Genomic DNA, 25,727 nt, shown 5'->3' with positions numbered 1-25,727 from the left:
ACGCAGGGCTGTCGCCGGTCGCGCCGAGCGTCGGCGGGATTGCGTCATATCGGATGTTGCTGCGTCTTCCGGGTCTTCAGGGTGGGGCCGGATGCAGTCAACGAGTCACTGGAGGATTGTCGTGGAAAAGGCAGAAATCGGGCTGATCGGTCTCGCTGTGATGGGATCGAATCTGGCGCTCAACATCGCCGAAAAAGGCAACAAGATCGCGGTGTTCAACCGTACCCCGCAGGTAACGGATGAATTCTACGCGAATGCGGGCGCTCTCAAGGACAAGATCATTCCTTGCAAGACGATCGAGGAGTTCGTCGATGCGATCCGACCACCGCGGCCGATCATCATCATGATCAAGGCCGGCGATCCGGTCGACCAGCAGATGGCGGCGCTGCAGCCCCATCTCGACAAGGGCGACATCATGATCGACGCCGGCAACGCCAATTTCCGCGATACGATCGCCCGCTTCGACCGGCTGAAGGACACCGGCCTGACCTTCATTGGCATGGGTGTGTCCGGTGGTGAGGAAGGCGCGCGCCACGGCCCGTCGATCATGGTTGGCGGCACGGAGGAATCCTACAAGCGCGTCGAAAAGGTCCTGACCTCGATCGCCGCCAAATACAATGACGATCCTTGCGTTGCCTGGCTCGGCAACGGCGGCGCCGGTCATTTCGTCAAGACCATCCATAACGGCATCGAATATGCCGACATGCAGATGATCGCTGAAATCTACGGCATCCTGCGCGATGGCCTCGGCAAGAGCGCCGCCGAGATCAGCTCCATCTTCGGCGAGTGGAACAAGGGCCGCCTCAACTCCTACCTCATCGAGATCACCGAGAAGGTTCTGGCGGCCAAGGATCCGGCAACCGGCAGCGCCGTGCCCGATATCATTCTCGACAAGGCCGGCCAGAAGGGCACCGGCAAATGGTCCGTCATCGAAGCGCAGAACATGGGCATTCCGGCGACCGCCATCGAAGCCGCTGTCGCTGCGCGTAGCCTCTCTGCCATCAAGAGCCAGCGCGAGGCCGCCGAAAAGATCTTCGGCAAGCCGGACTACAAGTTCCCGATCGCGTTCGGCCCCGACTTGTTGAAGGATCTCGAGCTCGCATTGTTTGCTGCCAAGATCGGCGCCTATGCCCAGGGTTTTGCCGTCATGGCCGAAGCGTCGAAGGAGTTCAACTGGTCGCTGCCGATGCCCATCATCGCCAAGATCTGGCGTGCCGGCTGCATCATCCGCTCGCAGTTCCTCGACGAGATCACCAGCGCCTTCACGAAGACGCCGGATGCGGCGAACCTGATCGTCACTCCGGCTTTCGCCGAAATGGTGAAGGAATCGATCCCGTCGCTGCGGCGTATCGTTTCGGCTGCGACAGCCGCCGGCCTGCCGGTTCCGGCGCTGGCTTCGGCATTGACCTATTTCGATGCCTACCGCCAGGCTCGCGGCACGGCCAACCTGATCCAGGCCCAGCGCGACTTCTTCGGCGCACACGGCTTCGATCGCGTCGATGGCAAGGATATTCACCACGGCCCTTGGGGCAGCGGCGCCCACGGCTGATAGAACTATTGAACCCTATGTGAAAAGGCCCGCCGGAGAGATCCGGCGGGCCTTTTGTCATCAGCTCTTTGGCCAATCGGGCTCACTGATGCTTTGCAGCAGTTGCGGTTCTATCCCGTCGATGCGAGCGATAACGGCCTTGGCCAGCTCGCGGCCGCCGTGGCGCACGTCCTCGTAGATCGTAATGATTTCCGGGCGGATCCAGTTCAGCACATCGGTCGATTGCTTGGCGACCATATCGATGTCGCGGCCGAGGCGAAATCCGGCCGCTTCGATGCCCGCGTTGACGGCAATGGCGCCGCCGCCGCTGGAGCAGACGATACCATCCGGTGGATGCGACGAGCGCATCAGCGCCTCGACGCTGTCCCTGATATCGGCCAGGGGGGCGTCGGTCGTCACCCTCAGGGGAATTTCCTCGGCGCCGAATTCGTGCAGGCCGATCTGGAAGCCGATGCGGATGTGCGAATAGTAGGTGAGCTTGCTGGCGGGCTGCAGGAGCGCGAGGCGACGCCGACCCTTGGCGACCAGGGCCCGAACGGCCTCGTGAGTGAAGGCTTCGTTGTCAAAGTCGTGGAAGGGGTGGACGATGCCCATGTCCGTCCGTCCGTGCGTGGCGAAGGGCAGGCCGCGTTCGTGCATCAAGCGGACGCGCGGATCGTCCGGCTCGGTTCGCGATATGATGACGCCGTCTGCGGAGCCCGTGTCGAGAATATAGCGCACCGGCAGCAGGGGATCCTTGCTGTGCGAATGCGGGGTGATCACCAGATGATACTGCGTGCTCGCAAGAACTTCCGAGATGCCGAAAACCATCTGGCTGGTGAAGCCCATGATTTCCTCATCGATGCTGAGCACCAGTGCAATGACATTGGTCTTGCCGGTCCTCAGGCGCACGCCGGCGCGATTCGGCTGATACCCCAGCTGCCGGGCGACCATACGCACGCGCTCCTTGGTCTCCGCGCCGATATCCGAGGCATCCTTCAATGCGCGCGAAACGGTGGTAATCCCGAGTCCCGTCATGAAGGCGATGGTCTTCAGCGTTGGTCGTTCGGGTGCGGACGATGTTCCACCCCCTGAGATTTTCTTATTGTCCATTCCGTTCAAGCTCGCCTCCCGGCCGCCTCCCGCAGCCAATCCGCTTATATTGCCCACATGCCCGCCGCAAGCATAGACGCAATGCGACCCCTCTTGGACTGATGCTAAAAACTGTAACGATACAGTCCAAAAGTCGAGTGTTATTTTGATGCGCGTTTCCGTTGATATTCCATTGGTTGTGTCCGACGGCACAACCGAGAAAAACTCTAGCGGCAAAGCGATGCGGCGGTGTGGCATAGGAACGGAGAAAAATATATGACGTATTATCAATGATATATGGCATTTTTCGTCAAGAGAATCCGGTTCGCGTCACGTTGTGGTATTTCCGTCTTCCACAGGAGGAATATAATTTTAGGTTGTATAATCGGTCGCTGCCAAAAAATTTGCAGATAGGCGGTTGCGTGTCGAAAATGATTCGACTACGTTTTTCCGGCAACGTTTCAGTGAGGGAGGAGAACTCATGAATATTCGTTTGATGGCTGCCGCTTTGCTTGCATCTGTCGCGATTCCGGCTTTTTCAGTAAATGCGACCGATCTTGAGGTAACGCATTGGTGGACATCGGGCGGTGAAGCTGCTGCCGTGAAGGTTCTGGCGGATCAGTACAATGCTCTGGGCGATAATCACTGGGTCGACGGCGCGATCGCCGGATCCGGTTCCACGGCAACGCCGCTGATCGTCAGCCGCATTCTTGGTGGCAACCCCATGGGCGCAACGCAGCTCAATACGGGCCGCGACGCCGAGGAACTCGTCAAGGCCGGCCTGATGACCGATCTGACGGATCTCGCCGAGAAGGAACACTGGAAGGACATCATTCGTCCGGCCAGCCTGCTGGCTTCCTGCACTTACGAAGGGCGCATCTATTGCGTGCCGCTCAATATCCATTCCTGGCAGTGGCTTTGGCTCAACCGGCATGTCTTCGAAGACAACGGCCTGAAGGTTCCGGCCAACTGGGATGAATTCGCGGCCGATGCGCCGAAGCTGCGCGAGAAGGGCATCGTTCCGCTCGCAACCGGCGCGCCGTGGCAGGTGGACGGCGTCCGCAACGTCATGCAGGTCGGCATCGGCGGCAAGGACACCTATCTGGCGATCTACGACAAGAAGAACGCCGATGCGGTCAACAGCGCCGAAAACCGCAAGGTGTGGGATGCTTTCGCACAGGCTCGCGACATGGTCGATGATAGCTATTCGGGCCGCGACTGGAACGTCGCCACCAACATGGTCATCACCGGCAAGGCCGCCGGCCAGATCATGGGCGACTGGGCGCAGGGCGAGTTCGGTGTCGCCAAGCAGGTTGCCGGCAAGGATTACGACTGCCTGCCGGGTCTCGGCTTCCATGCGCTGCTCGATACCGGCGGCGACAGCTTCTACTTCCCGAAGAACAGCAATGCCGACATCACCAAGGCGCAACTCGAGCTTGCAAGCATGCTGGTCTCCAAGGAAACCCAGGTGAAGTTCAACCTGGCCAAGGGCTCCCTGCCTGTTCGCGGCGACGTCGATCTGGCTGCTGCCAACAGCTGCATGAAGAAGGGTCTGGAAATTCTGCAGAACCCGGACAACGTGCTGCCGGGTGTCACGCAGCTGCTCGATCCCGATACCCGCGGGCAGATGACCGATCTCGGACTGCAGTTCTTCTCGTCGAAGATGACCGTCGACGAGGCGCTCGCAAAGCAGGCCGACATCATCAAGCAGGCGCACTGACACACGACCATCCTATCAATCGCGATGGCAAGCATCGGGGCGGGCGAGGGTTCTCGCCTGTCCCGATGCGCGCCACCAACGGAGGTATCGATGGCTAACGCTGTCCGGCCACTTGGTTTGTTCCGCAACCTCAATGCGAAGATCGCCGCCATCCCGATGGTGCTGACCGTGATCGTCGTCTTCGTCGGTTGCACGCTCTGGACCGTCATCTATTCGTTCACCGACTCGAGGCTGCTCCCCAGCTCCAATTTCGTCGGCCTGGCGCAGTATCAGCGCCTGTGGGGCACCGATCGCTGGAATATTTCGATCGGCAACCTCGCCACCTACGGCATTCTCAGCTTGATTTTCGCCTTCGTCGTCGGCTTCTTTCTTGCCGTGCTGATGGATCAGAAGATCCGCTTCGAGAATACGTTCCGAACCATTTTCCTCTATCCCTTCGCTCTGTCCTTCATCGTTACCGGCCTGGTTTGGCAATGGATCCTCGATCCGGCGCTCGGGTTGCCGAAGTTGATGCAGGACATGGGATTCACAAGCTTCAATTTCGCGCTGCTCGGCAATCAGAAGACCGTGCTCTATGCGCTGGTCATTGCCGGTCTCTGGCAGGGCACCGGGCTTGTCATGGTGCTGATGCTGGCGGGCCTGCGCGGGATCGACGGCGAGATCTGGAAGGCGTCGCGCGTCGACGGCATTCATGCCTGGCGGACCTATATCTTCGTCGTCATTCCGATGATGCGGGGCGTCTTCGTCACCACGCTCGTCATCGTCGCCTCGGGCATCGTGCGCGTCTACGATCTCGTCGTCGCCATGACATCGGGCGGGCCGGGCTTCGCATCCGAGATGCCGGCCAAGTACGTCTACGACTTCATGTTCCAGCGTTCCAATCTGGGCCAGGCGCTTTCCGCCTCCACCGTCATGCTGGTCACCGTGTTCATCTTCGTCGTGCCGTGGGCTCTCATCGAGTTCCGCCAGAAGCGCCGGTAAGGGAGGAACCCATGGCACTTGCCGCTACCATCGAACCTTCGGGCACCAAGCCCAAGCGCCGCTTCGAGCCGCGCACGATCATGCTTTACGGCATTCTCGGGCTGGCCGCGCTCTACTATCTCCTGCCTCTCTATGTGATGGTCGTCACCTCGCTCAAGGGAATGCCGGAAATCCGCATGGGCAACATCTTCGCGCCGCCCATGGAAATCACCTTCGAGCCATGGGTGAAAGCCTGGTCGCAGGCCTGTACCGGCCTTTACTGCCACGGTATCCAGATCGGCTTCTGGAACTCGGTGAAGATACTCGTTCCGAGCGTCATCGTTTCGATCGCGATTGCGTCGGTCAACGGTTACGCGCTGGCGAACTGGCGCTTCAAGGGATCGGAAGTCTTCTTCACGATCCTGCTGTTCGGCGCGTTCATTCCCTATCAGGTCATGCTCTATCCGCTGGTCATGGTGCTGCGCGAACTCCATCTGTTTTCCACGCTCGGCGGCATCGTGCTCGTGCATACGATCTTCGGCATGCCGATCAACACGCTGCTGTTCCGCAATTACTTCGCCTCGCTTCCGCCGGAGCTTTTCAAGGCGGCGCGCGTCGATGGAGCGGGCTTCTGGCAGATCTTCCTGCGCATCATGCTGCCCATGTCGCTGCCGATCTTCGTCGTCGGCATGATCATCCAGATCACCGGCATCTGGAACGACTTCCTGTTCGGCGTCATCTTCGCCGGCACGCAGAACTATCCGATGACCGTGCAGCTCAACAACGTCGTCAACGCCGTGCAGGGCGTGAAGGAATACAACGTCAACATGGCCGCAACGCTACTGACCGGCGCGGTGCCGCTTATCGTCTATTTCGTGTCCGGACGGCTCTTCGTCCGGGGCATCGCCGCCGGCGCAGTGAAGGGGTGATCCATGAACAGTAGCGTTTCCATCAAAGACCTTTCGCTGAATTTCGGTGCGGTCAACGTTCTGAAAAATCTCAATCTCGAGATCAATGACGGCGAGTTTCTGGTGCTTCTCGGCTCGTCGGGCTGCGGCAAGTCGACCTTGCTCAACTGCATTGCAGGGCTGCTCGACATCAGCGAAGGGCAGATCTTCATCAAGGGCAAGAACGTCACCTGGGAGGAGCCCAAGGACCGCGGCATCGGCATGGTGTTCCAGTCCTACGCGCTCTATCCGCAAATGTCGGTCGAAAAGAACCTCTCCTTCGGTCTGCGCGTCGCCAAGGTGCCGGGAGATGAGATCAAGAAGCGTATCGCGCGTGCCGCCGAGATCCTGCAGATCGAGCCGCTCCTGAAGCGCAAGCCGGCCGAGCTTTCGGGTGGCCAGCGCCAGCGCGTCGCCATCGGCCGCGCCCTGGTGCGCGATGTCGATGTCTTCCTCTTCGACGAGCCGCTGTCGAACCTCGATGCCAAGCTGCGCTCGGAACTGCGCGTGGAAATCAAGCGGCTGCACCAGTCGCTGAAGAACACGATGATCTATGTCACCCACGACCAGATCGAGGCGCTGACGCTCGCCGACCGTATCGCCATCATGAAGAACGGCGTCATCATGCAGCTCGACGACCCGACGACGATCTATAACGAGCCGCGCAACCTTTTCGTCGCCGGCTTCATCGGATCGCCGTCCATGAACTTCCTGCGCGGCGAGCTGGTCAATCGCGAGGGCAAGGTGGTGTTCGCGACCAATGACGTGCTGTTCTCCCTCGATGGCTACAAGGCAGGCGAGGCGCTGCAGGCCGGGCGCAAGGTCGTGCTGGGGGTTCGTCCGGAACATATCAAGGTCAATGAAGAATTGGCTTCGGGCGCGGAGGTTCACAATGCTACCGTCGATATCGAGGAGCCGATGGGCGCCGATAACCTGCTGTGGCTGAAACACGCCGGCCATACCATGTCGGTCCGCGTCAACGGTTCCCGGCGTTTTGGCCCCGGTTCGGCTGTGAAACTCGGCTTTGACATGTCTCTCGCATCGCTCTTTGATGCGCAGACAGAACTCAGAATCTGATCCCATGCTCGGAGGCGGCAAAGCCGCCTCCGTCTTACAGCGGTCCGGGGAGGTCCGATGTCGTCTTCGATCAATGATAACTTCACCGTCGATCTGGCCGGGTCGTGGAGGCTGACGTCTCCCGACAGCGACCATTCGCTTTCCATGTCGCTACCCGGTGATGTCCACACGGCCCTCCACACGGAGGGGCTCATTCCCGATCCTTATTTCGCTCGCAACGAAGAAGTGGTGCAGTGGGTCGCCCAGCAGGACTGGGAGCTGACGCGCAGCTTCACGCTCGATGATGCCGGCGGAGACTGGTATCTCGACATCGACTATCTCGATACGGTCGCGAGCGTCTACGTCAACGATGCGCTGGTGCTGGAGGGCAACAACTGCTTCCAGCGTTATCGTCCCGATGTCTCGAAGGCATTGAAGACGGGTGAGAATACCATTCGCATCGTGCTGCATTCGAGCATCGCGACCGGGGCCGCGCTCCAGGCGAAACAGCCCTTCTACATCCCCTACAGCACCGGCAATTCTCCGATCCCCAACGGCAACATGCTGCGCAAGCCGCAATGCCATTTCGGCTGGGACTGGAACATTGCGATCGCGCCGCTCGGCCTCTACGGCACTATCGCGCTGAAGAAGCTCGAGATCGCCCGCATCGAGAATGTCGTCACCCAGCAGATCCATAATGGCGACGGTTCCGTCGATCTCAAGGTGACGGTGGCGCTGTTCGCCAAGGGAACCGGCATCGCGCAACTCTATTTTTCGCTCGATGACGAGCGGGTGCGCCTCGATGTCGGCGTCAATGCCGGCGAGACGTCCATCACTCATGTCTTCCATGTCGACAAGCCCAGGCTCTGGTGGCCGGCCGGCAATGGCGAGCAGGCGCTTTATGCCTTGTCCGTCGAAACCAGTTTTGAAACCGTCACGCGACAGATCGGCCTGCGCACGGTCGAGTTGATGACCGACGAGGACGAGGCCGGAAGCCGCTTCGCGCTAAAGGTCAACGGCCGCGAGATCTTTGCCCGCGGTGCCAACTGGATCCCGGCCGATGCCCTGTTCTCGCGCTCCAAGCCGGAGCTGACCGAGGATCTGCTGCAATCTGCGGCGGCCGCCAATATGAACGTCATCCGCGTCTGGGGCGGCGGCTTCTATGAACATGACTGGTTCTACGACACCTGCGACCGCTTGGGGCTGATGGTGTGGCAGGACTTCATGTTCGCCTGTAATCTCTATCCCTCCACGGGCGACTTCCTGGAAAATGTCGAGGCGGAGGTGGACTATCAGGTGCGCCGGCTGGCGACGCATCCTTCCATCGTTCTCTGGTGCGGTGATAACGAGCTAGTGGGGGCGCTCACCTGGTTCGAGGAATCCCGTAGGGATCGCGATCGCTATCTCGTTTCCTACGACCGGCTGAACAGGACGATCGAGAAGGCGATGAAAAAGGCGCTGCCGGATGCGATCTGGTGGCCGTCCAGCCCGGCTTCGGGCTATCTCAATTTCGGCGATGCCTGGCACGCCGATGGCTCCGGCGACATGCATTACTGGTCGGTCTGGCACGAGAACAAGTCCTTCGACAATTATCGCACCGTGCGTCCGCGCTTCTGCTCGGAATTCGGCTTTCAGTCCTATACGTCGCTACCCGTCATCAAGACCTATGCCGACGCGAAGGACATGAACATCGCTTCTCCGGTCATGGAGTTGCACCAGAAGAATGCCGGCGGCAACGAGCGCATTGCCGGCACGATGTTCCGCTACTTCCGCTTCCCGAAGGATTTCCCGAATTTCGTCTATCTGAGCCAGGTTCAGCAGGGCCTCGCCATCAAGACGGCGGTGGAGTATTGGCGCTCGCTGAAGCCGCATTGCATGGGCACGATCTACTGGCAGCTCAACGACACCTGGCCGGTGGCTTCGTGGTCCAGCCTGGACTATGGCGGCCGGTGGAAGGTCATGCATTATCTGGTGCGGCGCTTCTTCCAGCCGGTATCGGTCGCGGCAATTCCGTCCGAGGACAACAAGACGATCCGCTTTTCACTGGTCAACGACACCAACGCCGACATCACGGCCGATATTTCCGTATCGCTGCTGAAGCTCGACGGTGAGCGCGTGCCGCTGACGACCGCCCATGCGGTCTGCACGCCGGATGCGGCGATTACCGCATTATCGATCGACGCGGATCAGGTGCCGGCCGATTGCCTGCTGGCGTGGCGTTTCACCGCATCGAACGGCATGGGCGGCGAGGGGCATTATGTCCACGGCACCTACAAGGCGCTCGAGCTTCAGCCAGCCGGCCTGACGGTGCTCAGGGAGGAGAAAAAGGAGAACGGGACGGTGGAACTCACCGTCACCGCCAAGGGACTTGCGCTGTTCGTGATGATCGAGAGCGAGGTAGAGGGGCGCTATTCCGATAACGCCTTCGATCTTGCCGCCGGCGAAAGCCGCCGCATCGTCTTCACGCCGGCAAACCCGCTGACAGGCGGCGTGCCGGACTTCCGTATCTACGATCTGGAGACCAGCCAGTCGGTGGCCGGCCAATCGACGCATTGAGCTATTCGCGCCGCCACGGCGGCAATTTCGGGGCCAAAAGCCCAAGACAGACGGCCGGGAGGCCATTGGAGGAGTATCGATGACGAAACTTGGATTTCAGCTTTATAGCGCCCGCAATTTCCAGCCTTATTCGGAGATCTTCGTCAAGCTCGGCAAGGCCGGCTACGCTGAGGTCGAAGGCTTTGGCGGCATCTATGCCGATCTTGACGAGACGGGTCTCAAGAATCTGCGTGCCGAACTCGACAAGAATGGCCTGACCTTGGCGAGCGGCCATTTCAGCCCGGATTTTCTCGACGGCGAAGTGCAGAAGTCGCTCACCATTGCCAAGACCCTCGGCATGGATTCGATCTATGCGCCGCACATCGCCGCCGACCAGCGCCCGACGGACGCCGCCGGCTGGCGCGCTTTCGGCAAGCGCCTGCATGAAATGAGCAAGCCCTACAAGGATGCGGGCTTCGAGTTCGGCTGGCATAACCATGACTTCGAATTCGTGAAGCAGGCCGACGGTTCGCTGCCGATCGAGCAGATCTTCGAGGCCGCGCCGGATATTTCCTGGGAAGCCGATATCGCCTGGGTCATCCGTGGCGGCGGCGACCCCTTTGCCTGGATCGAAAAGCTGGGTCCGCGCATCACGGCGGTTCACGTCAAGGACATTGCGCCGGCCGGCGAGAACAAGAACGAAGACGGCTGGGCCGACGTCGGTCACGGCACAGTTCCGTGGGCGAAGCTGCTCAAGGCTCTGGCCGGCACGAAGGCCAAGCATTTCGTCGTCGAACATGACAATCCGAGCGACGTCGATCGCCTGATCACACGCTCCATCGCATCCTTCAAGAGCTTTTGAGGCACTTCCAAATGGCTAAGGAACTTGGCGTCGGCATCATCGGATGCGGCAATATTTCAACGACTTATTTCTCGCTCTCACCGCTCTTCAAGGGCCTGAAGGTGCTGGCCTGCGCGGATATCAACATGGATGCGGCGCGTCTGCGCGCCGAGGAATACAAGGTCAAGGCCCAGACCATCGACGAACTGCTCGCCAATGACGAGCTTGACGTCATCGTCAACCTCACCATCCCGGATGCGCATTTCCCGGTTTCCAAGCGCATCCTCGAAGCGGGCAAGCACGTCTACTCGGAAAAGCCGCTCGTGCTCACCTTGGAGCAGGGCGAGGAGCTGCGCCGCATCGCCAAGGAAAAGGGGCTGGCCGTCGGCTGCGCTCCCGATACCTTCCTCGGCGGCGCGCATCAGCTCGCGCGCAAGTTCATCGATGATGGCGGCATCGGCCGGATCACTTCGGGCGCCTGCTATGTCATGAGCCCCGGCATGGAAATGTGGCATCCGAACCCGGACTTCTTCTTCCTGCCCGGCGGCGGCCCGATCCTCGACCTCGGACCGTATTATATCGCCAACCTCATCAACCTGATCGGCCCGGTGAAGCGCGTCGGCGCGATGACGTCGATGGCGTCGGAAACCCGCACCATCACCAGCCAGCCACGCAATGGCGAGACCATCCCGGTGAAGACGCCGACGACGATCCAGGCGCTGCTGGAATTCGTCAGCGGCGCACGTATCACGCTGACGGCAAGCTGGGATGTGTGGTCGCACCGTCACGCGAATATGGAGCTCTACGGCACCGAGGGCTCGCTCTACGTGCCGGACCCGAACTTCTTCGGCGGGACGGTGGAAGCCAGCGGTCGCGACAAGGATATCAAGCCGCTGGAAAACTGGGCGCATCCGTTCGGCATCGCCAATCAGGAAAGCCCGAGCGGCCCGCGCGCCAACTATCGCACGGCCGGCCTTGCCGACCTTGCAGCGTCGCTGATCGACGGGCGCGATGCGCGTTGCTCGCTCGACCGCACGCTGCACGGCGTCGATGTGATGACGTCGATCCTGAAATCGGGCGCGGAAAACCGCTTCGTCGATCTGACCACGACCTGCACGCAGCCGGCGGCACTCGGTATCGAAGAGGCGCAAGCGCTCTTGAAGTAAGCGCAGGAAAAGCTAGTTTGCGCGCGGGTGAACAACCCGCGCGTTTTTTCATCTCGAAGGAATAGTTATCATGGCTTGGCAACCGGCATCCGACCGCTATGCGAAAATGAAATACAACAGGGTCGGTCGCTCCGGCCTGAAGCTGCCGGCGGTCTCGCTGGGGCTTTGGCACAATTTCGGCGGCGACACGCCGCATGACCGCAAGATCGACATGTGCCGCACGGCTTTCGATCTCGGCATCACCCACTTCGATCTCGCCAACAATTACGGACCGCCTCCCGGCAGCGCCGAGACCGCTTTCGGCGAAATCCTGCGCACGGAATTCGCCGGACTGCGCGATGAGCTGATCATCTCCTCCAAGGCGGGCTACGACATGTGGCCGGGCCCGTATGGCGAATGGGGCAGCCGCAAGTATCTGATCGCCTCCTGCGACCAGAGCCTGAAGCGCATGGGCCTCGACTATGTCGATATCTTCTATTCCCACCGCTTCGATCCGGATACGCCGCTCGAAGAAACCTGCGGCGCGCTCGACCATATCGTCCGTTCGGGCAGGGCGCTCTATGTCGGCATCTCCTCCTATAACTCGCAGCGCACCCGCGAGGCTGCCGCAATCCTCAAGGACCTCGGCACGCCTTGCCTCATTCACCAGCCGAGCTATTCCATGCTCAATCGCTGGGTCGAGGATGACGGTCTGGTGGATACGCTCGAAGATCTCGGCATCGGGTCCATCGTCTTCTCGCCGCTGGCGCAGGGCATGCTGTCGACCAAGTATCTCGGCGGCATTCCGGACGACAGCCGTGCAGCGCAGAACCACTTCCTGAAGCGCGACTTCATCCGTCCGTCGATCATCGACAATATCCGCAAGCTCAACGAGATCGCCGAAAAGCGCGGCCAGACGCTGGCGCAGATGGCGATTGCCTGGGTTCTGCGCGGCGGCCGCATCACCTCGGCCCTGATCGGCGCCAGCCGTTCGTCGCAGATCGTCGATTGCGTCAAAGCGCTCGACAATCTCGAATTCACGGCGGAAGAGCTGAAGCAGATCGATGTCTACGCCCGTGAGGCCGACATCAATCTCTGGGCCAAGTCGGCCGAACGGGACTGACAATCATAAAACGCCCGGAACCTGGTTCCGGGCGTTTTACTATATACTGCCGCTCGTCGAGGTCTCTGGAGGAGAGAGTTTCATGATCCGCAATCCGATCTTGCCAGGTTTCAATCCCGACCCGTCCATCTGCCGTGTCGGCGAGGACTACTATATCGCCACCTCGACATTCGAATGGTATCCGGGCGTACAGATCCATCATTCGCGCGATCTGGTGAACTGGACTCTGGTCCGGCGGCCGCTGGAGCGTGCGTCGCAGCTCGACATGCGCGGCGAGCCCGACAGCTGCGGCATCTGGGCGCCTTGCCTCTCCTATGCGGACGGCCTGTTCTGGCTCGTCTACACCGACGTCAAGCGCTACGACGGCAACTTCAAGGACGCCCATAACTATATCGTGACCTCGCCGAGCATCGAAGGCGAGTGGTCCGAACCGGCCTATGTCAACTCCTCGGGTTTCGACCCTTCGCTCTTCCATGACGATGACGGGCGCAAGTGGTTCGTCAACATGCAGTGGAACCACCGCACCGAGAGCTACGGCGGCTCGCCGAAGACGCCGGCTTTCGACGGTATCCTGCTGCAGGAATGGGATCCGGTGGAAAAGTCGCTGAAGGGGCCGATCAGAAACATCTTCGCCGGCACAGAGCTGGGGCTGGTCGAAGGGCCGCATCTCTTCAAGCGCAACGGCTGGTACTATCTGACCACGGCCGAAGGCGGCACCGGTTATGACCATGCCGTGACGATGGCCAGGTCCCGCGACATTGCCGGCCCTTACGAATTGCATCCGAACAAATATCTGATCACATCGAAGGATCATCCGGAAGCGTCGCTGCAGCGTGCAGGTCACGGCCAATATGTCGAGACGCATGACGGCCAGTTCTATCACACGCATCTTTGCGGACGGCCGTTGCCGCCGCATCGTCGCTGCACGCTCGGTCGCGAGACCGCTCTGCAGAAATGCCTGTGGAAGCAAGACGGCTGGCTCTATCTCGAGAACGGCACCGCCGTTCCGGATGTCGAAGTGCCTGGCCTGAATGGTGCCCAGCGCATCGAAAAGCCGCGCCGCAGCGGCTATAACTTCGACGAGCGCCAATTGCCGATGGATTTCCAGTGGCTGCGCACGCCGCAACCGGAGCGCATCTTCAGCCTGACGGAGCGTCCGGGGCACTTGCGGCTCTTCGCCCGCGAAAGCATCGGTTCCTGGTTCGAGCAATCGCTTGTCGCCCGTCGTCAGGAGCATCACAGCTTCCGCGCCGAAACTGTCGTCGAATTCGAACCCGACACCTATCAGCAGGTTGCCGGAATGACGCATTACTACAATCGCTTCAAGCTGCATGCCATCGCCGTGACGCTGCACGAGAAGCTCGGCCGCTGCGTCACCATCATGACCTGCCCGGGCGACTACCCGAACGGCCGGCTGGGCTTTCCGATCGAGGGCGGTGTCGCCGTGCCGAACGGGCGGATTCAGCTTGCCATGGAGGTGCGCGACAACGACCTGCAGTTCTTCTGGCAGGCGGAAGGCATGGGCGCATGGCAGGCTGTCGGCCCTGTGCTCGACGCCGGCGTCATCTCGGATGAGGGCGGCCGCGGCGAGCACGGATCCTTCACCGGCGCCTTTGCGGGCATGTTTGCCTTCGATACGTCGGGGCGGGCAAAGACGGCGGATTTCGACTGGTTCAATTACGATGAGTTGTGAGGCTGTCGACGGCTGGCGACGGTGCGGGCACAAGGTCGAGCCGCCCGACCGGGTCCATTACGGAATTGTAATTCGACTGTCAGATTCGTTTCATGTCTGTCACGATAAGGTCGCGCGCAGATTCTGAAATGAGGAAACAACCAATGAGAAAAATCTTCACTGTCCTTCTCACGGCGTCCGTCCTGGCGATGCCGCTGGCTGCGACGGCGCAAGTCAGGCCGGCACCGGCGGCCAAACAGACGGCTGTCCAGAAAGACGTGGTGAAGAAGAAGGTGGTTGTCCGCAAGGGCGGCTGGGTCAAGGGGCGCCGCCTTTCTGCTTCCGACCGCCGCCGTGCGGCGGAAATCGACTATCGCGCCTATCAGCTGTCCACACCTCCGCGTGGCTATCACTGGGTTCGCATCAACACGAACTTCCTGCTGGTCGGCATTACGAGCGGCCTGATTTCAAAGGTGCATGAGGCCCGGTAGGCTGGTCGCGATCATTATCGAATAAAGCAAGGGCGGCTCTCAAGGACCGCCCTTTTTTCATGCCGAAAGCCGGACCAACGCCCTGAATCAAAATCCCCGGCGCTGCGGCCGGGGATCGAGCTTTCGTCTTTCGTCCATCCTAGCTCAGACGGCCGGCGGCGTGGGCCAGCATCGTGTAGACCTTGCCGGTGTCCGAGGTGAGATAGGATTGCGTGATCGTGCGATCGCGGTCCGTACGGGCGACGTCGGCGAGCAGCTTTTCGAAATCGGCGATGTAGCGATCGACTGCCGTGCGGAATTCCGGCTCGCGGTCGTACTTGCGTTTGATTTCGTCAAAGGTCTGCTGGCCCTTGAGCGTGTAGAGACGGCGCGTGAACACATCGCGCTCGCCGCGCTGGTAACGACGCCACAGGTCGACGGAGGCATCGTGATCGATTGCGCGGGCGATGTCGACCGAAAGCGAGTTCAGCGACTCCACGACATGGCGCGGGTTGCGCGCGACCGGGGCGGGCGCTGCTTCGGCAGCCGGCTTGGGCGCCGCCTGGCGGGCCGGCTGCAGGCCGGCATTTTCGTCACGCGAAGCGCCGCGCAGCAGGTCGCTGATCCAGCCGCCGCCAGCCGTTTCCTGGCGGGCAGGAGCCGGCGTTTCGGCCGGACGCTGCGGCTGAGCCACCGGACGGTCTGCGGGAATGGATCCGCGCAGACCCAGAGCCTCGATCGAAGGCTGCTGCGGCTGTGGCTGGGGCGCGGGCTGCTGCACAGCCGGCTGGGGTGCAGGCTGCTGTGCGGCGGGTTGTTGCGGGGCCGGCTGTTGCGGCCGCGGAGCGGCGGCCGCCGGCGCGGGGGCAGGAGCTGCGGGCCGTGGGCGCTGGGCCGGCTGCGCGTCTGCAAGCGCACGAGCCGCCGGTTCGGAAATCTCCAGCTGCTGCGTCGAGCGGCCGACGATCTGCGAGATGTCCTGCAGGGCCTTGATCTGTTCGGCAACGGCGCGGCGCATGGCTGCGGCGCTTTCCTTTGCTTCTTCCGGAAGGTCGAAGGCGCCGCGCTTCAGTTCGCTGCGCGTCAGGTCGAGTTCGCGGCGGATATCGCCGGCCGAGCGGCGGATCTCGTCCGTCGCGCCGGCGAAGCGGCCGACGGCGTCGTCGACTGCGACACGCAGCGTCTCGCGCAACTGCTGTGCTGTCGTATCGGATGTCTTGCCCGCATCGGCCAGCATCTGCTCGACCTCGGACAGCGAAGCCGTCAGGCCGCCGCGCAGGCGGTTGGTGAGGTCGGTGGAGCGGCGCTCGGCGTTGGCGAATGTGCCCTCGACGGCCTGGCTTGCTTCTTCTCCAGCCTTTGCCATCGCGCCACGCATAGCCTCTGCCGCATCCTCGGCGCGCTTCTCGGCGTCGGAGAGAACGCGACCGATATCCGCGAAGGAGGACTGGACGCTCTGGCGCAGGTTGCCGGTGACCTGATTGGAGCGCTGCTCCGCGCGGTCGAAGGCGGTTTCCACCATGGAGCCGAGGGCGCGCATGGTGTTTTCGATCTCTTCCGAGCGCTGAACGAGGCCGACGGCCAGGTTCTGCAGGGCTGTTTCGCGTTCTTCCAGCGTCGATACGAGGTTCGACTGGGCGGCGCCGAGAAGCTGCGAGGCCTGCGACAGCACCTTGGAGTGGTCGTCGAAGCGACCGACGATGCTGCCGACCTGCGACAGGGTCTGGCCGGTGATCTCCGACAGCTTGTCCACCTTGCCTTCGAGGAGGCGGCTGGAGGCCGAAACCATCTCGCCGGCCTTGGTGGCGGATTCGGCGAAGCGTGTGGAAGTCGCGGTGAGGCGGTCATCGACGCTTGCGAACTCGGCAGCGGCGTTGGTCAGCAGGCCGGCGATCGCGGAATTGTTGTCCGCAAGGCGTGCGATGATACCGTTGACGCTGGCAAGCAGATTGTTTTCCAGCGCGTTGACGGTGCTGACCGCATGTTCGGTCCGCGATGCGATCGCGCTGATCAGCGCGGCGTTTTCGACGCGGAGACGCTCGGTGCTTTCCTGGGCTGCCGCGGAGATGAGGGCTGCCGCTTCCTGTCCCGTCGCCGCGTAACGATCGACGATCGGGCGGGCCTTCTCGTCGATGAGACGGGAGAGCTCGGTGGAGCGTCCGGCCAGCATCGAGTTCAGCTCGCGGGTGCGCTCGTCGAGCGAGGTGCGGATGGACGAGCCACGCGCTTCCAGTGCCTTGTCGACATCGGCAAGCGTGCTGTTGATCTCGCGGGTGCGTTCTTCCAGGGAGGTGCGGATGGCCGTGCCGCGCTCATCGAGGGCGCGTTCGACCTGAGCCATGCTGGAGACGATCTGCTCGCTGCCGCTGGCCAGCGTATTGCGGATAGCCGCGCCACGGGCTTCCAGGGACTGCTCTGCCGAAGACAGGGCCTGCGAGATCGTGTTGACCTGATTGCTGACGAGGCCTTCGGCTTCCGCAACCTTGTTGATGATCGCGTTGCCCGCTTCGGAGAAGGTCTGGGCGACGGCAGCCGCCTGGCTTGCCAAGCGGTTCTGCGTTTCCGAGACGCGGTTGACGATATCGTCGGAGCGCTCGGTCATGACGCGTGCAAAGGCATCGCTGTGGCTGCCGAGATTGTCGGCAAACTGCTGCCCGGTGTTGGCAAGCAGATCGGCCGTGCGTGTCGCCTCCGTGTCCATGCCCTGTGCAGCATCGGCGACGGCCGTCCGCAGCGTGGTTGCGAGATTGGCCGCCTTGCCTTCGATCGTGCGGTTGACGGCTTCGAGGCCGAGATTGAGGGCGCGATCCATGGTCGAAAGGCGCTCTTCGATACGGGCCGCGGCCTGGCTGCCGCTGTTGTCTATCTGGGCTGCGCCGCTCGCCAGCGTCTCGGAGAGGCGGTTGCCGGCGGCATCCACCTGGGTGGCAACGCCGGTAACGCCTTCGTGGATGCGGTTTTCGAGGGCCGACAAGCTGGCCTCGACACGGGAGCCGGTCTCGGCGAAGCGGCTCGTCACGCCGTCGATCGTCCGGTTCAGGTTGGAAGACAGGGTATCGGCCGAGCGTGCGATGTCGCCCGCGGCCTGCTGGATGCGGCCGGCAATATCGCCGGCACCGCTCTTCAGGCGCTCTTCCAATGTCCTTGCGCTGGCGTCGATGGTCTGGCGCAGCGAGGCCTCGCGGTCTTCGAGCGACATTTCCAGCATGCTGGCGCTTGTGGCGATGGAGGTGCCGATGGCGGTCGTCTGTTCGAGCAGCGTGTTGTCGATCTGCGCATGGGCGTCGCGCAGGGCGAGGTTGATGGCGTTGCTGCGATCGTCCAGCGTGGAGCGCATGCGCTCATAGGCGGAAGCCAGGTTCTGATCCATCTGCGACAGACCGGCGCCGAGCGTGTTTTCAAGATGGCGCGTCGTCGTGCCGAGAACGGTTTCGACGCGGCCGCTGTTGCTGTCGAGCATTTCGGACAGAGCGTCCGTATGGGCCGTCAGCGAGCGATCGAGGCGATCCTGGTTCTCGTTATAGGCGGCACGGATGGCGTCCGCCTTGTCGCCGAAGGCGCCGGCAACGCGGGCTTCAGCGCCCGAGACGCTGTCGAGCAGGGCGTTGGCGCGTTCTTCCAGGGTGCTTTCGAAGCGGTTCTGGTTTTCGGCGAGGGAGATTGCGAAGGCCATGCTCTTGTCGTCGAGCGTGTTGGTCAGTGCCTCATGGCCGCTGGTGACGGTGTGGGCTATCGCCTTGGCACTGTTTGCCAGGGTTTCCTCGAGCTTGGCATGATTTTCCGAAAGGGCGATGGCGAGCGACATCGTCCGGTCGTCGAGGCTGTTGACGATCTTGTCATGCGTGCCGGCAACGGTTTCGGAGAGAGAGACAAGTCGGCTCGATACCGCATCTTCAAGCCGGGACTGGGTATCGGCGAGCGAAATGGCCAGCGCCATCGCCTTATCGTCGAGAGCATCGGCAAGGGCGTTGTGGTTGCTGGTGAAAGCGTTGGTGATCGCCTCGGCGCGGTTGGCGAGCGTTGCTTCCAGGCGCGACTGGCCCGAATTCAAGGCATCGGAGAGAGCTCTCGTCTTGCCTTCGAGCGTATCGGCAACACGGTCGGCATGGCCGGACACGGTATCCTCGAGGCGGGCCTGGGCTTCCGACAGCGCGATGGCAAGCGCCATCGTCTTGTCATCCAAGGTGCTGGCGACGCTTTCGGCATGGCCGGAAACGGCGCTCTCGAGGCGGGCATGGCCTTCGGAGAGCGCAATGGCCAGAGCCATCGTCTTGTCGTCCAGGGTGCTCGCGACGCCTTCGGCATATCCGGACACGGTATTTTCCAGCCGCGCATGGCCTTCGGAAAGAGCTTTGGCCAAGGCCGTCGTCTTGTTGTCGAGAGTGTTCGAAACGCTTTCGGCATGGCCGGAGACCGCGTTTTCGAGGCGGGCCTGACTTTCGGAGAGGGCAATGGCCAATGCCATCGTCTTGTCGTCCAGGGTGCTCGCAACGCTTTCGGTGTGGCCGGCGATGGTGCTTTCGAGGCGGGCCTGGCTTTCGGAAAGCGCGATGGCGAGCGCCATCGTTCTATCGTCCAGCGCCTCGGCCAAGGCATTGTGATTGCCGGCAAAGGCCTTGATGATCGCCTCGGCGCGGTGGGCGAGGGTCTCTTCGAGCCTGCTCTGACCGCTCGTCAGGGCGGAGGCAAGAGCATTGGTCTTGCCTTCGAGCGTGTCGGCGACACGTTCGGCATGGCCGGCAACCGTGTCTTCCAGGCGCGCCTGATTTTCCGAAAGAGCAATGGCGAGCGCCATCGTCCGATCGTCGAGGGCGTTGGTGACGCTTTCCGTGTGACCAGAAACGGTGTTCTCCAGGCGCGCCTGACCTTCGGCAAGCGCGCGGGCGAGTTCCCTGGTCTTGGCATCGAGCGTGCCGGCAACATGTTCCGCATGACCGGAAACGGTATCTTCCAGGCGGGACTGGCTTTCGGAAAGGGCGATGGCCAGCGCCATCGTCTTGTCGTCGAGCGTGTCGGCGAGCTTGCCATGCGTGTCGGCAATCGTGCTGGCGATGGTATCGGCACGGGTCGCCAGCGTGTTCTCAAGTCGAAGCTGGCTTTCGGCCAGCGAGATCGCCAGCATCGATGTGCGCTCGTCGAGCGCGGCGGTCAGATGTTCATGAGAGCCGCTGACGGCATTGGTGATTGCTTGAGAACGCTCGGCAAGCGTCTGCTCGAACCGGGCCTGATTGTCCGTCAGCGCGCCAAACAGCGCGTTACTGCGGGCTGCCATGACGGTGTCGATACGCTCGTGGGCGGAGCCCAATGCCTGGGTGATCTCGCTCGTGCGGGCGGAAAGGGTATTGTTGATGTCGTTGGCGCGGCCGGCGAAGGCCGTGGTCAGTTCTTCGGTGCCGCTTTGCAGGGCAGCCGAGACGTCCCGCGTTACGCCCTGCACGGCCGAGGTGAAGGCCCCGGCATGCGAGGCGAGCGTGGTGTTGAGGTCGCTTGTGCCGGAGGTGAGGGCGGACGAAATGCCCGTCGTGGCGTTCTGCAGCGCCGACGTGATCTCGTTCGCCCTGGAGCCGATCGCGCTTTCCAGCACTTCCTGGCCGGTTGCCAGTGTCGTTGCCAGCGCGAAGGACTGGTCGGTGAGGTGCGAGCCGAGGCGCTCGATGCTGGAGGTCAGGATGCCTTCCAGCGCGTCGGAGTTGCTGCCGAGGCTCTGGTTGATGCTGGCAAGGCTTTCCGAAAGCTTGGTGTCCAGCGTACCGGCGCGCTTGTCGAAGGCGGAGGTGAATTCCGACACGCGCTCGTCGAAGGCGGTCGAAAGCTGTGCGATCGTCGACTGGAAGCGTTCCTCGAAGAAGCCGGAGCGCAGATCGATATCCATGATGGCGTCGTCGGCCGTCGACTGCAGGCTCTGGCGGAAGCTCGAGCCCTTTTCGTCGAGCGCGGTGTTGAGGCGGGACAGCACGTTGTCCAGCGTTCCCGTGATGGACCGCTCGCCGCCGGTAAGGCTCTCGCTAATCTCCCTGGTGCGCGCGACCAGCGTTTCATTGAGCTGACGGGCACGCTCGTTGAGCGCGGAGTTCAGCTTTTCGGTGTTCGCGTCGAGCGTCGATGCACGGGTTTCAAACTGGCCGAGCAGGTCCTTGCCGCGTTCGGACAGGGTCGACGACAGGGATTCCAGGCGGGTGTCGAATTCGTGGCTGAGGGCGAGGCCCGAAGCGTTCAGATTCTGCAGCAGGCTATCGGTCTTGGCGGCAAGCAGGGTGCCGAGCGCCTGGACGGCGGAATCCGACTTTTCCATCAGCGCCGCGGCGCGCGTATCGATCATCGACGCGAAGGCTTCGCCCGATGTGGAGAGGCGTACGGCGATTTCTTCGGTCGCGAGAGACAGGTCTTCCTTGATCTGGTCGTGAACACCGACGATCGACGAGCGGATCCGCTCGGCGTGATTGACGATCGCATCGCGCTCCGTGCCCAGTTCGTGGACGAGGCCGCGCACCCGCAGTTCGTTGTCGGCGTAGCTGCGTTCGAGCGCGTTGACTTCGGTATGGACGAGCGTTTCGAGCTCGGTGGCGCGCGCAATGGTGCGCTCGATGCCTTCGTTCATCGCCGATACTTCGCGGCGGACGGCCTGGCCGACCGTCATGATGCGTTCGGAGGCGATGGTTTCGGGCTCGACGAGGCGCAAGGCAACCTCGGCCATGGAGCGGGCCGCGTTGCGCATGTCATGGGCACGCGAGATCATCATGCCGAAGGCATAGAAAAGCAGCACCGGTACAATGATGCCGACGATGCAGGCGATGACGCCCGGCAGGGCAGCCAGATCCGCTACCGAATGGATGTTTCGGATCTCCGAGCCGTACAGCATGAAGGCAAGGCCGACGCCGCCGATGATCCAGAACAGCGAGAAGATCGTGGCGTTGCGCACCGCGTGGCTCTGGGAGCCTCCGTCGAGCGCCCTGAGAAGGCTTGCGGAGCTTGCCCGGTTGCCATCGTTGGCGGCGGCAAGGTTCGGATTTTTCGGCGCCTCGGCGGGGCGGGGCGTTGCCGTAGGGGCGGCTGCGCTGCGCGCGGCGCCGGCCTGGCGGGCTGCATCATCCCTGGACTGCTTTATCGGCTGTTTCGGCGGTTCAGACACATTTCGCTCCGGGATATCGGGCGTAGTGCCGCTGCGAGACTCCAAGCTCTCGTCACTGAAATCGATCTGCAAAGCTTCGTCCAACGCCTGGAAGGCCTTGTCCTCGACCGACTCGATGTACTTTTTGTTCGCCATGCGGTTACGCCTCGTTACAACTCACTCGGGCTTGCCGCGTCTTTTCCGGTAATTCCGCCGCGTCCGGAAAAGACGAACCCTGCCTCCCGTGGGGCCTCCGCATCCGGTCGATACCGAGGTTGGATTTCCCATTACATTTCAGAGTGGATAACTGGTTTTTCAAACGGATGTTATGAAAACATTACCATCATCCACTTCCTGGGCAAAGGCGTGTGCCATCTACCCAATTCAATAGTATCGTAGTGACACATTCCCCCAGTCCTGACAATTAATTCCACCTTAAAGACAGTGGATCATTAAGGCGCCATTAACCTTCTTTGCTCGTATAACGTCATGAAAATCCAAGATTCTGCGCATGTTTAACGCACGTTAACCATGTCCGGAGTTTTAGGCCCTCAATGTGCCAAAATTTAACTGGATGGCCATGCCCGGGCCGCAACTATGCGGCAGGTCCCTAAAACAGTCCTAGATAAAAGACGGGAGCATTGGCACATGGCAGCTTTGAACATCGCGTTTGAATCTCCGGATAATTCACGGGGCTCGGCCCCGTCACGGGAGCGGGCGATCGATCTCGTTCATCTCGGAAAGCAGACGATGGGCGACAAGGCGCTGGAAGTCGAGGTGCTGCAGATGTTCGCCAGGCAGGCCCGTTCCTGCCTGCAGGAAATCGGCAGCGGCGATCCCAAGCGCATCGAGGCGGCATCGCACAAGCTGAAGGGGGCGGCGGGCGCCGTCGGTGCCTTCCGCGTGGCCGATGCGGCCGGCGCCCTCGAGAGCGATACCGGCGACGCCGCGCGCATGGCGGCCGTCACCACCTGCGTCGTCGAGGCCGAGAACTTCATCCTGAAGATTTCGCGCTGAACCTTGCTCGAAGACAGCGGGAATCCATCCTTGCGCCGCCAGACGGTTCAAACCGTTTCGGCGGCGCAAATGTTGACTGCCCCAGCGATTTGTTGGAAGTAAAATTCCGATCGTCCTTCATTCACGAAATTCGGAATTCACCCACATGACCCAATTGACCATCGTCGCCTTCGACGGCACGCGCTTTGACCTCAATGTCGACGAGGGATCCACAGTGATGGAAAATGCCGTGCGCAACTCCGTTCCGGGCATCGAAGCCGAATGCGGCGGCGCATGTGCCTGCGCCACCTGTCATGTCTATGTCGACGAGGCGTGGACCGAAAAGGTCGGCAGCCCGCAGGCGATGGAAGAGGACATGCTCGATTTCGCCTTCGACGTGCGGCCGACCTCGCGTCTCTCCTGTCAGATCAAGATGACGAGCGCTCTCGACGGGCTCGTCGTCCATGTGCCGGAGCGCCAGGCCTGACGGCTGGTTTCCTGCATAGCTTGTCGCGGATAGTGGGGATTGCCCGTATTCATCGGGCAAGCCTGCGCCCTGATAGCCCTCAAAAAGATGCCCCGCTCAGCTGATGCAGCGAGCGAGGCAAGGCGGGCGCATCACCGACAGGCAAGGGAGGAAACACCTGCGGCTTAGGACGCGCCAGGAGAACACGTAGCGCATGCTTCAAGAACAAACCCAGGCTGCGTCGAAGAGCGAATAAACCCGCCAACGCAGGCACTCTCAATTCATCTTTCTGAGATCCCCAACCGGTATTCCTCGAATCATCCGGTGTGTTTATCTCTGTAATTCATAGGAAAAACCTATTTCAGATTCTCGTAAAGTTCAAAGAGCATCGCGGCGGGACGATTCACAGATATAGTGGCTGTTTTCCCACAGTCGGCAGCTGTGCGGTGGCTTTTTCCCTGAAATTAAGGGGAGCGGAAGGCCTATGGCTGTCCGGTTTGGCGGCTGCGATAATAAAGCAATCTCTGCATCCGGTTTTGGAAGTTGATCGCCTCGATGCGGTCGAAGCGCGCCTGATCGGCATCGTGGCGTTCGGTTTCTCGTGCCGTCACCTCGTTTGCCTTTTCCTGAAGAGCATCGCAATCGCTGGCCGACGGCAGGGAAAGGATCTGCTGTTCCATCTGGCGCGCATGCTGGCGGGCGATCTCGACATGCCGGTTCTCATGGCGGCGGATATCGGCGGCCAGCGTGTCCCATATCATCGAAAGCTGCTTGTTCGCATGCCGCCGGTCGCGCCACCGCGGCAGGATGATTTCGGTATCGACAGTTACCTTGACGCCGGAAATGTAGCAGCGCCCGTTGTCTTCGCTGTAGGTCGCGTTGCCGCCGAAGCGAATCTTCGTCGCGCCGGGGTGATGGCTGCTCGATCCCATGGCAAGCGGCCCGCTCTGGTTCAGGGCAGCGTCAAGCTCGTCGGCGGTGCTGCCCTTGATGTCGAAATAGGAAACGGATTTTCGGGCAATGACTTCGGCATCGGCCGTGCCGGGTATGCAAAACGCGAGCAGCAAGGCACATGAAATGCTGAACTTATGGGATGCAAGCGGCATTCGTGTCGCTACCATGTTGAACTTCCGCGAACCTTGCGGCATAGCCACTGTGAGCGCAATATCAAGCGCAAGGTTTTTTCAATTTCAATGGGATGGGACGGTTCGTGACTGAGCTTCGCAGCCAAATCTGGCATGTCGCGCATGGGCGTAGCATCGACGTCGGCCAGAAGAGCCTCATCATGGCCGTCGTCAATGTGACGCCGGATTCCTTTTCCGACGGCGGGCACTACGAGGCCGTTGAGGTGGCCGTTGCCCATGCTTTAGCTTGCGTCGAAGAGGGTGCCGGCATCATCGACATCGGCGGCGAATCGACGAAGCCCGGCGCTGCTGCCGTGAGTGCCAGCGAAGAGCAGGGGCGGGTGCTGCCCGTCATCGAAGCCCTGCGCGGCAGAACCGATGCGCTGATATCGGTCGATACCTATCGCGCCGATACGGCGCGGCTGGCGATCGGAGCCGGTGCTCATATCGTCAACGACGTTTTCGGTCTGCAGCGCGAGCCGGATCTCGCGGACGTGGCGGCGCAAACAGGGGCCGGGCTCTGCATCATGCATACCGGCCGCGACCGGCAGAAGCTGCCCGACGTGATCGACGACCAGATTTTCTTTCTCAACCGCTCGCTCGAGATTGCCGCCGCAGCCGGCGTCGACAGGCAGAACATCGTGCTCGATCCCGGCTTTGGCTTCGCCAAGGAGAATGCCGAGGAGAATCTGGAATTGATGGCAAGGTTCAATGCGCTGCTTCGCCTCGATCTTCCGTTGCTGGTGGGCACATCCCGCAAGCGCTTTATCGGCACCATAACGGGTCGCGATGCGCCTGATCGGGATGTCGGCACCGCCGCGACGAATGCGATCCTGCGTTTGCAGGGAGCTGCCATATTCCGCGTACACAATGTCGCAATCAACAGGGACGCGCTGGCGGTTGCGGATGCTATTCTCAGGACGCGCGCGAGACTTAAAGCTTGA

At 61.5% G+C, this 25,727-nt stretch carries 17 protein-coding genes; 14 read left to right on the top strand and 3 right to left on the bottom strand.

Going from position 1 to position 25,727, the window contains the following annotated elements:
- The first annotated feature begins 121 nt into the window (after positions 1-121).
- Positions 122-1,549, top strand: a complete 1,428-nt coding sequence (gene gndA / locus ACQZ6J_RS00555; protein WP_163990926.1) for an NADP-dependent phosphogluconate dehydrogenase — start codon at positions 122-124, stop codon at positions 1,547-1,549.
- Positions 1,550-1,609: 60 nt separating this feature from the next.
- On the opposite strand, the gene ACQZ6J_RS00550 is transcribed toward gndA, so the two are convergent.
- Positions 1,610-2,641, bottom strand: coding sequence for a LacI family transcriptional regulator (locus tag ACQZ6J_RS00550; RefSeq protein WP_163990928.1), 1,032 nt, complete (start codon positions 2,639-2,641; stop codon positions 1,610-1,612).
- A 460-nt stretch (positions 2,642-3,101) separates the two neighbouring features.
- On the opposite strand from ACQZ6J_RS00550, the gene ACQZ6J_RS00545 reads away from it, so the two are divergent.
- The 10 genes from ACQZ6J_RS00545 to ACQZ6J_RS00500 all read left to right on the top strand — a co-directional run bounded on the left by ACQZ6J_RS00545 (position 3,102) and on the right by ACQZ6J_RS00500 (position 15,110).
- Positions 3,102-4,340: an ABC transporter substrate-binding protein gene (locus tag ACQZ6J_RS00545; RefSeq protein ID WP_449081184.1), complete on the top strand. Its 1,239-nt coding sequence runs from the start codon at positions 3,102-3,104 to the stop codon at positions 4,338-4,340.
- A 90-nt stretch (positions 4,341-4,430) separates the two neighbouring features.
- Entirely contained in the window at positions 4,431-5,321 is an 891-nt protein-coding gene (locus ACQZ6J_RS00540) for a carbohydrate ABC transporter permease (RefSeq protein WP_449081182.1), read from the top strand.
- Positions 5,322-5,332: 11 nt separating this feature from the next.
- Positions 5,333-6,229, top strand: a complete 897-nt coding sequence (locus tag ACQZ6J_RS00535) for a carbohydrate ABC transporter permease (RefSeq protein WP_163990934.1) — start codon at positions 5,333-5,335, stop codon at positions 6,227-6,229.
- Positions 6,230-6,232: 3 nt separating this feature from the next.
- Positions 6,233-7,324, top strand: coding sequence for an ABC transporter ATP-binding protein (locus ACQZ6J_RS00530; RefSeq protein WP_163990936.1), 1,092 nt, complete (start codon positions 6,233-6,235; stop codon positions 7,322-7,324).
- A 57-nt stretch (positions 7,325-7,381) separates the two neighbouring features.
- Positions 7,382-9,859: a beta-mannosidase gene (locus tag ACQZ6J_RS00525; protein ID WP_449081179.1), complete on the top strand. Its 2,478-nt coding sequence runs from the start codon at positions 7,382-7,384 to the stop codon at positions 9,857-9,859.
- Positions 9,860-9,938: 79 nt separating this feature from the next.
- Positions 9,939-10,700, top strand: a complete 762-nt coding sequence (locus ACQZ6J_RS00520) for a sugar phosphate isomerase/epimerase family protein (RefSeq protein ID WP_163990940.1) — start codon at positions 9,939-9,941, stop codon at positions 10,698-10,700.
- A gap of 11 nt (positions 10,701-10,711) precedes the next feature.
- The gene (locus tag ACQZ6J_RS00515) at positions 10,712-11,845 is read left to right on the top strand and encodes a Gfo/Idh/MocA family protein (RefSeq protein WP_449081177.1); all 1,134 of its coding nucleotides are present in this window, start codon (positions 10,712-10,714) and stop codon (positions 11,843-11,845) included.
- A gap of 70 nt (positions 11,846-11,915) precedes the next feature.
- A complete protein-coding gene (mgrA, locus tag ACQZ6J_RS00510; protein ID WP_449081175.1) occupies positions 11,916-12,947 on the top strand; it encodes an L-glyceraldehyde 3-phosphate reductase in 1,032 nt (343 codons plus the stop codon).
- A gap of 82 nt (positions 12,948-13,029) precedes the next feature.
- Positions 13,030-14,640: a glycoside hydrolase family 43 protein gene (locus tag ACQZ6J_RS00505; RefSeq protein ID WP_449081173.1), complete on the top strand. Its 1,611-nt coding sequence runs from the start codon at positions 13,030-13,032 to the stop codon at positions 14,638-14,640.
- Between the two features lie 143 nt (positions 14,641-14,783).
- Positions 14,784-15,110, top strand: coding sequence for an RcnB family protein (locus ACQZ6J_RS00500; protein ID WP_163990947.1), 327 nt, complete (start codon positions 14,784-14,786; stop codon positions 15,108-15,110).
- A 139-nt stretch (positions 15,111-15,249) separates the two neighbouring features.
- Here ACQZ6J_RS00500 and ACQZ6J_RS00495 read toward each other — a convergent pair whose 3' ends face one another.
- A complete protein-coding gene (locus ACQZ6J_RS00495) occupies positions 15,250-22,353 on the bottom strand; it encodes an apolipoprotein A-IV repeat region-like domain-containing protein (protein WP_449081170.1) in 7,104 nt (2,367 codons plus the stop codon).
- Positions 22,354-22,845: 492 nt separating this feature from the next.
- Here ACQZ6J_RS00495 and ACQZ6J_RS00490 point away from each other — a divergent pair, with 492 nt between their 5' ends.
- Both ACQZ6J_RS00490 and ACQZ6J_RS00485 read left to right on the top strand, forming a co-directional pair.
- Positions 22,846-23,214 carry an Hpt domain-containing protein gene (locus tag ACQZ6J_RS00490; RefSeq protein ID WP_449081168.1) on the top strand — a complete coding sequence of 123 codons (369 nt, stop codon included), beginning with the start codon at positions 22,846-22,848 and terminating at the stop codon, positions 23,212-23,214.
- 145 nt (positions 23,215-23,359) lie between these two features.
- Positions 23,360-23,680 (top strand): 2Fe-2S iron-sulfur cluster-binding protein, encoded by a 321-nt coding sequence (locus ACQZ6J_RS00485; RefSeq protein ID WP_163990953.1) that lies wholly within the window; start codon positions 23,360-23,362, stop codon positions 23,678-23,680.
- A gap of 461 nt (positions 23,681-24,141) precedes the next feature.
- Here the strand turns inward: ACQZ6J_RS00485 and ACQZ6J_RS00480 are convergent, their stop codons facing one another.
- Complete coding sequence (locus tag ACQZ6J_RS00480) at positions 24,142-24,765, bottom strand: DUF922 domain-containing Zn-dependent protease (RefSeq protein WP_449082714.1); 624 nt, start codon at positions 24,763-24,765, stop codon at positions 24,142-24,144.
- A gap of 92 nt (positions 24,766-24,857) precedes the next feature.
- On the opposite strand from ACQZ6J_RS00480, the gene folP reads away from it, so the two are divergent.
- On the top strand, positions 24,858-25,727 hold the full coding sequence (gene folP, locus ACQZ6J_RS00475; RefSeq protein ID WP_449081166.1) for a dihydropteroate synthase: 870 nt from the start codon (positions 24,858-24,860) through the stop codon (positions 25,725-25,727).

The organism is Rhizobium sp. A37_96 (genome assembly GCF_053521765.1).
This window is presented reverse-complemented; position numbering and strand designations above follow the sequence as displayed.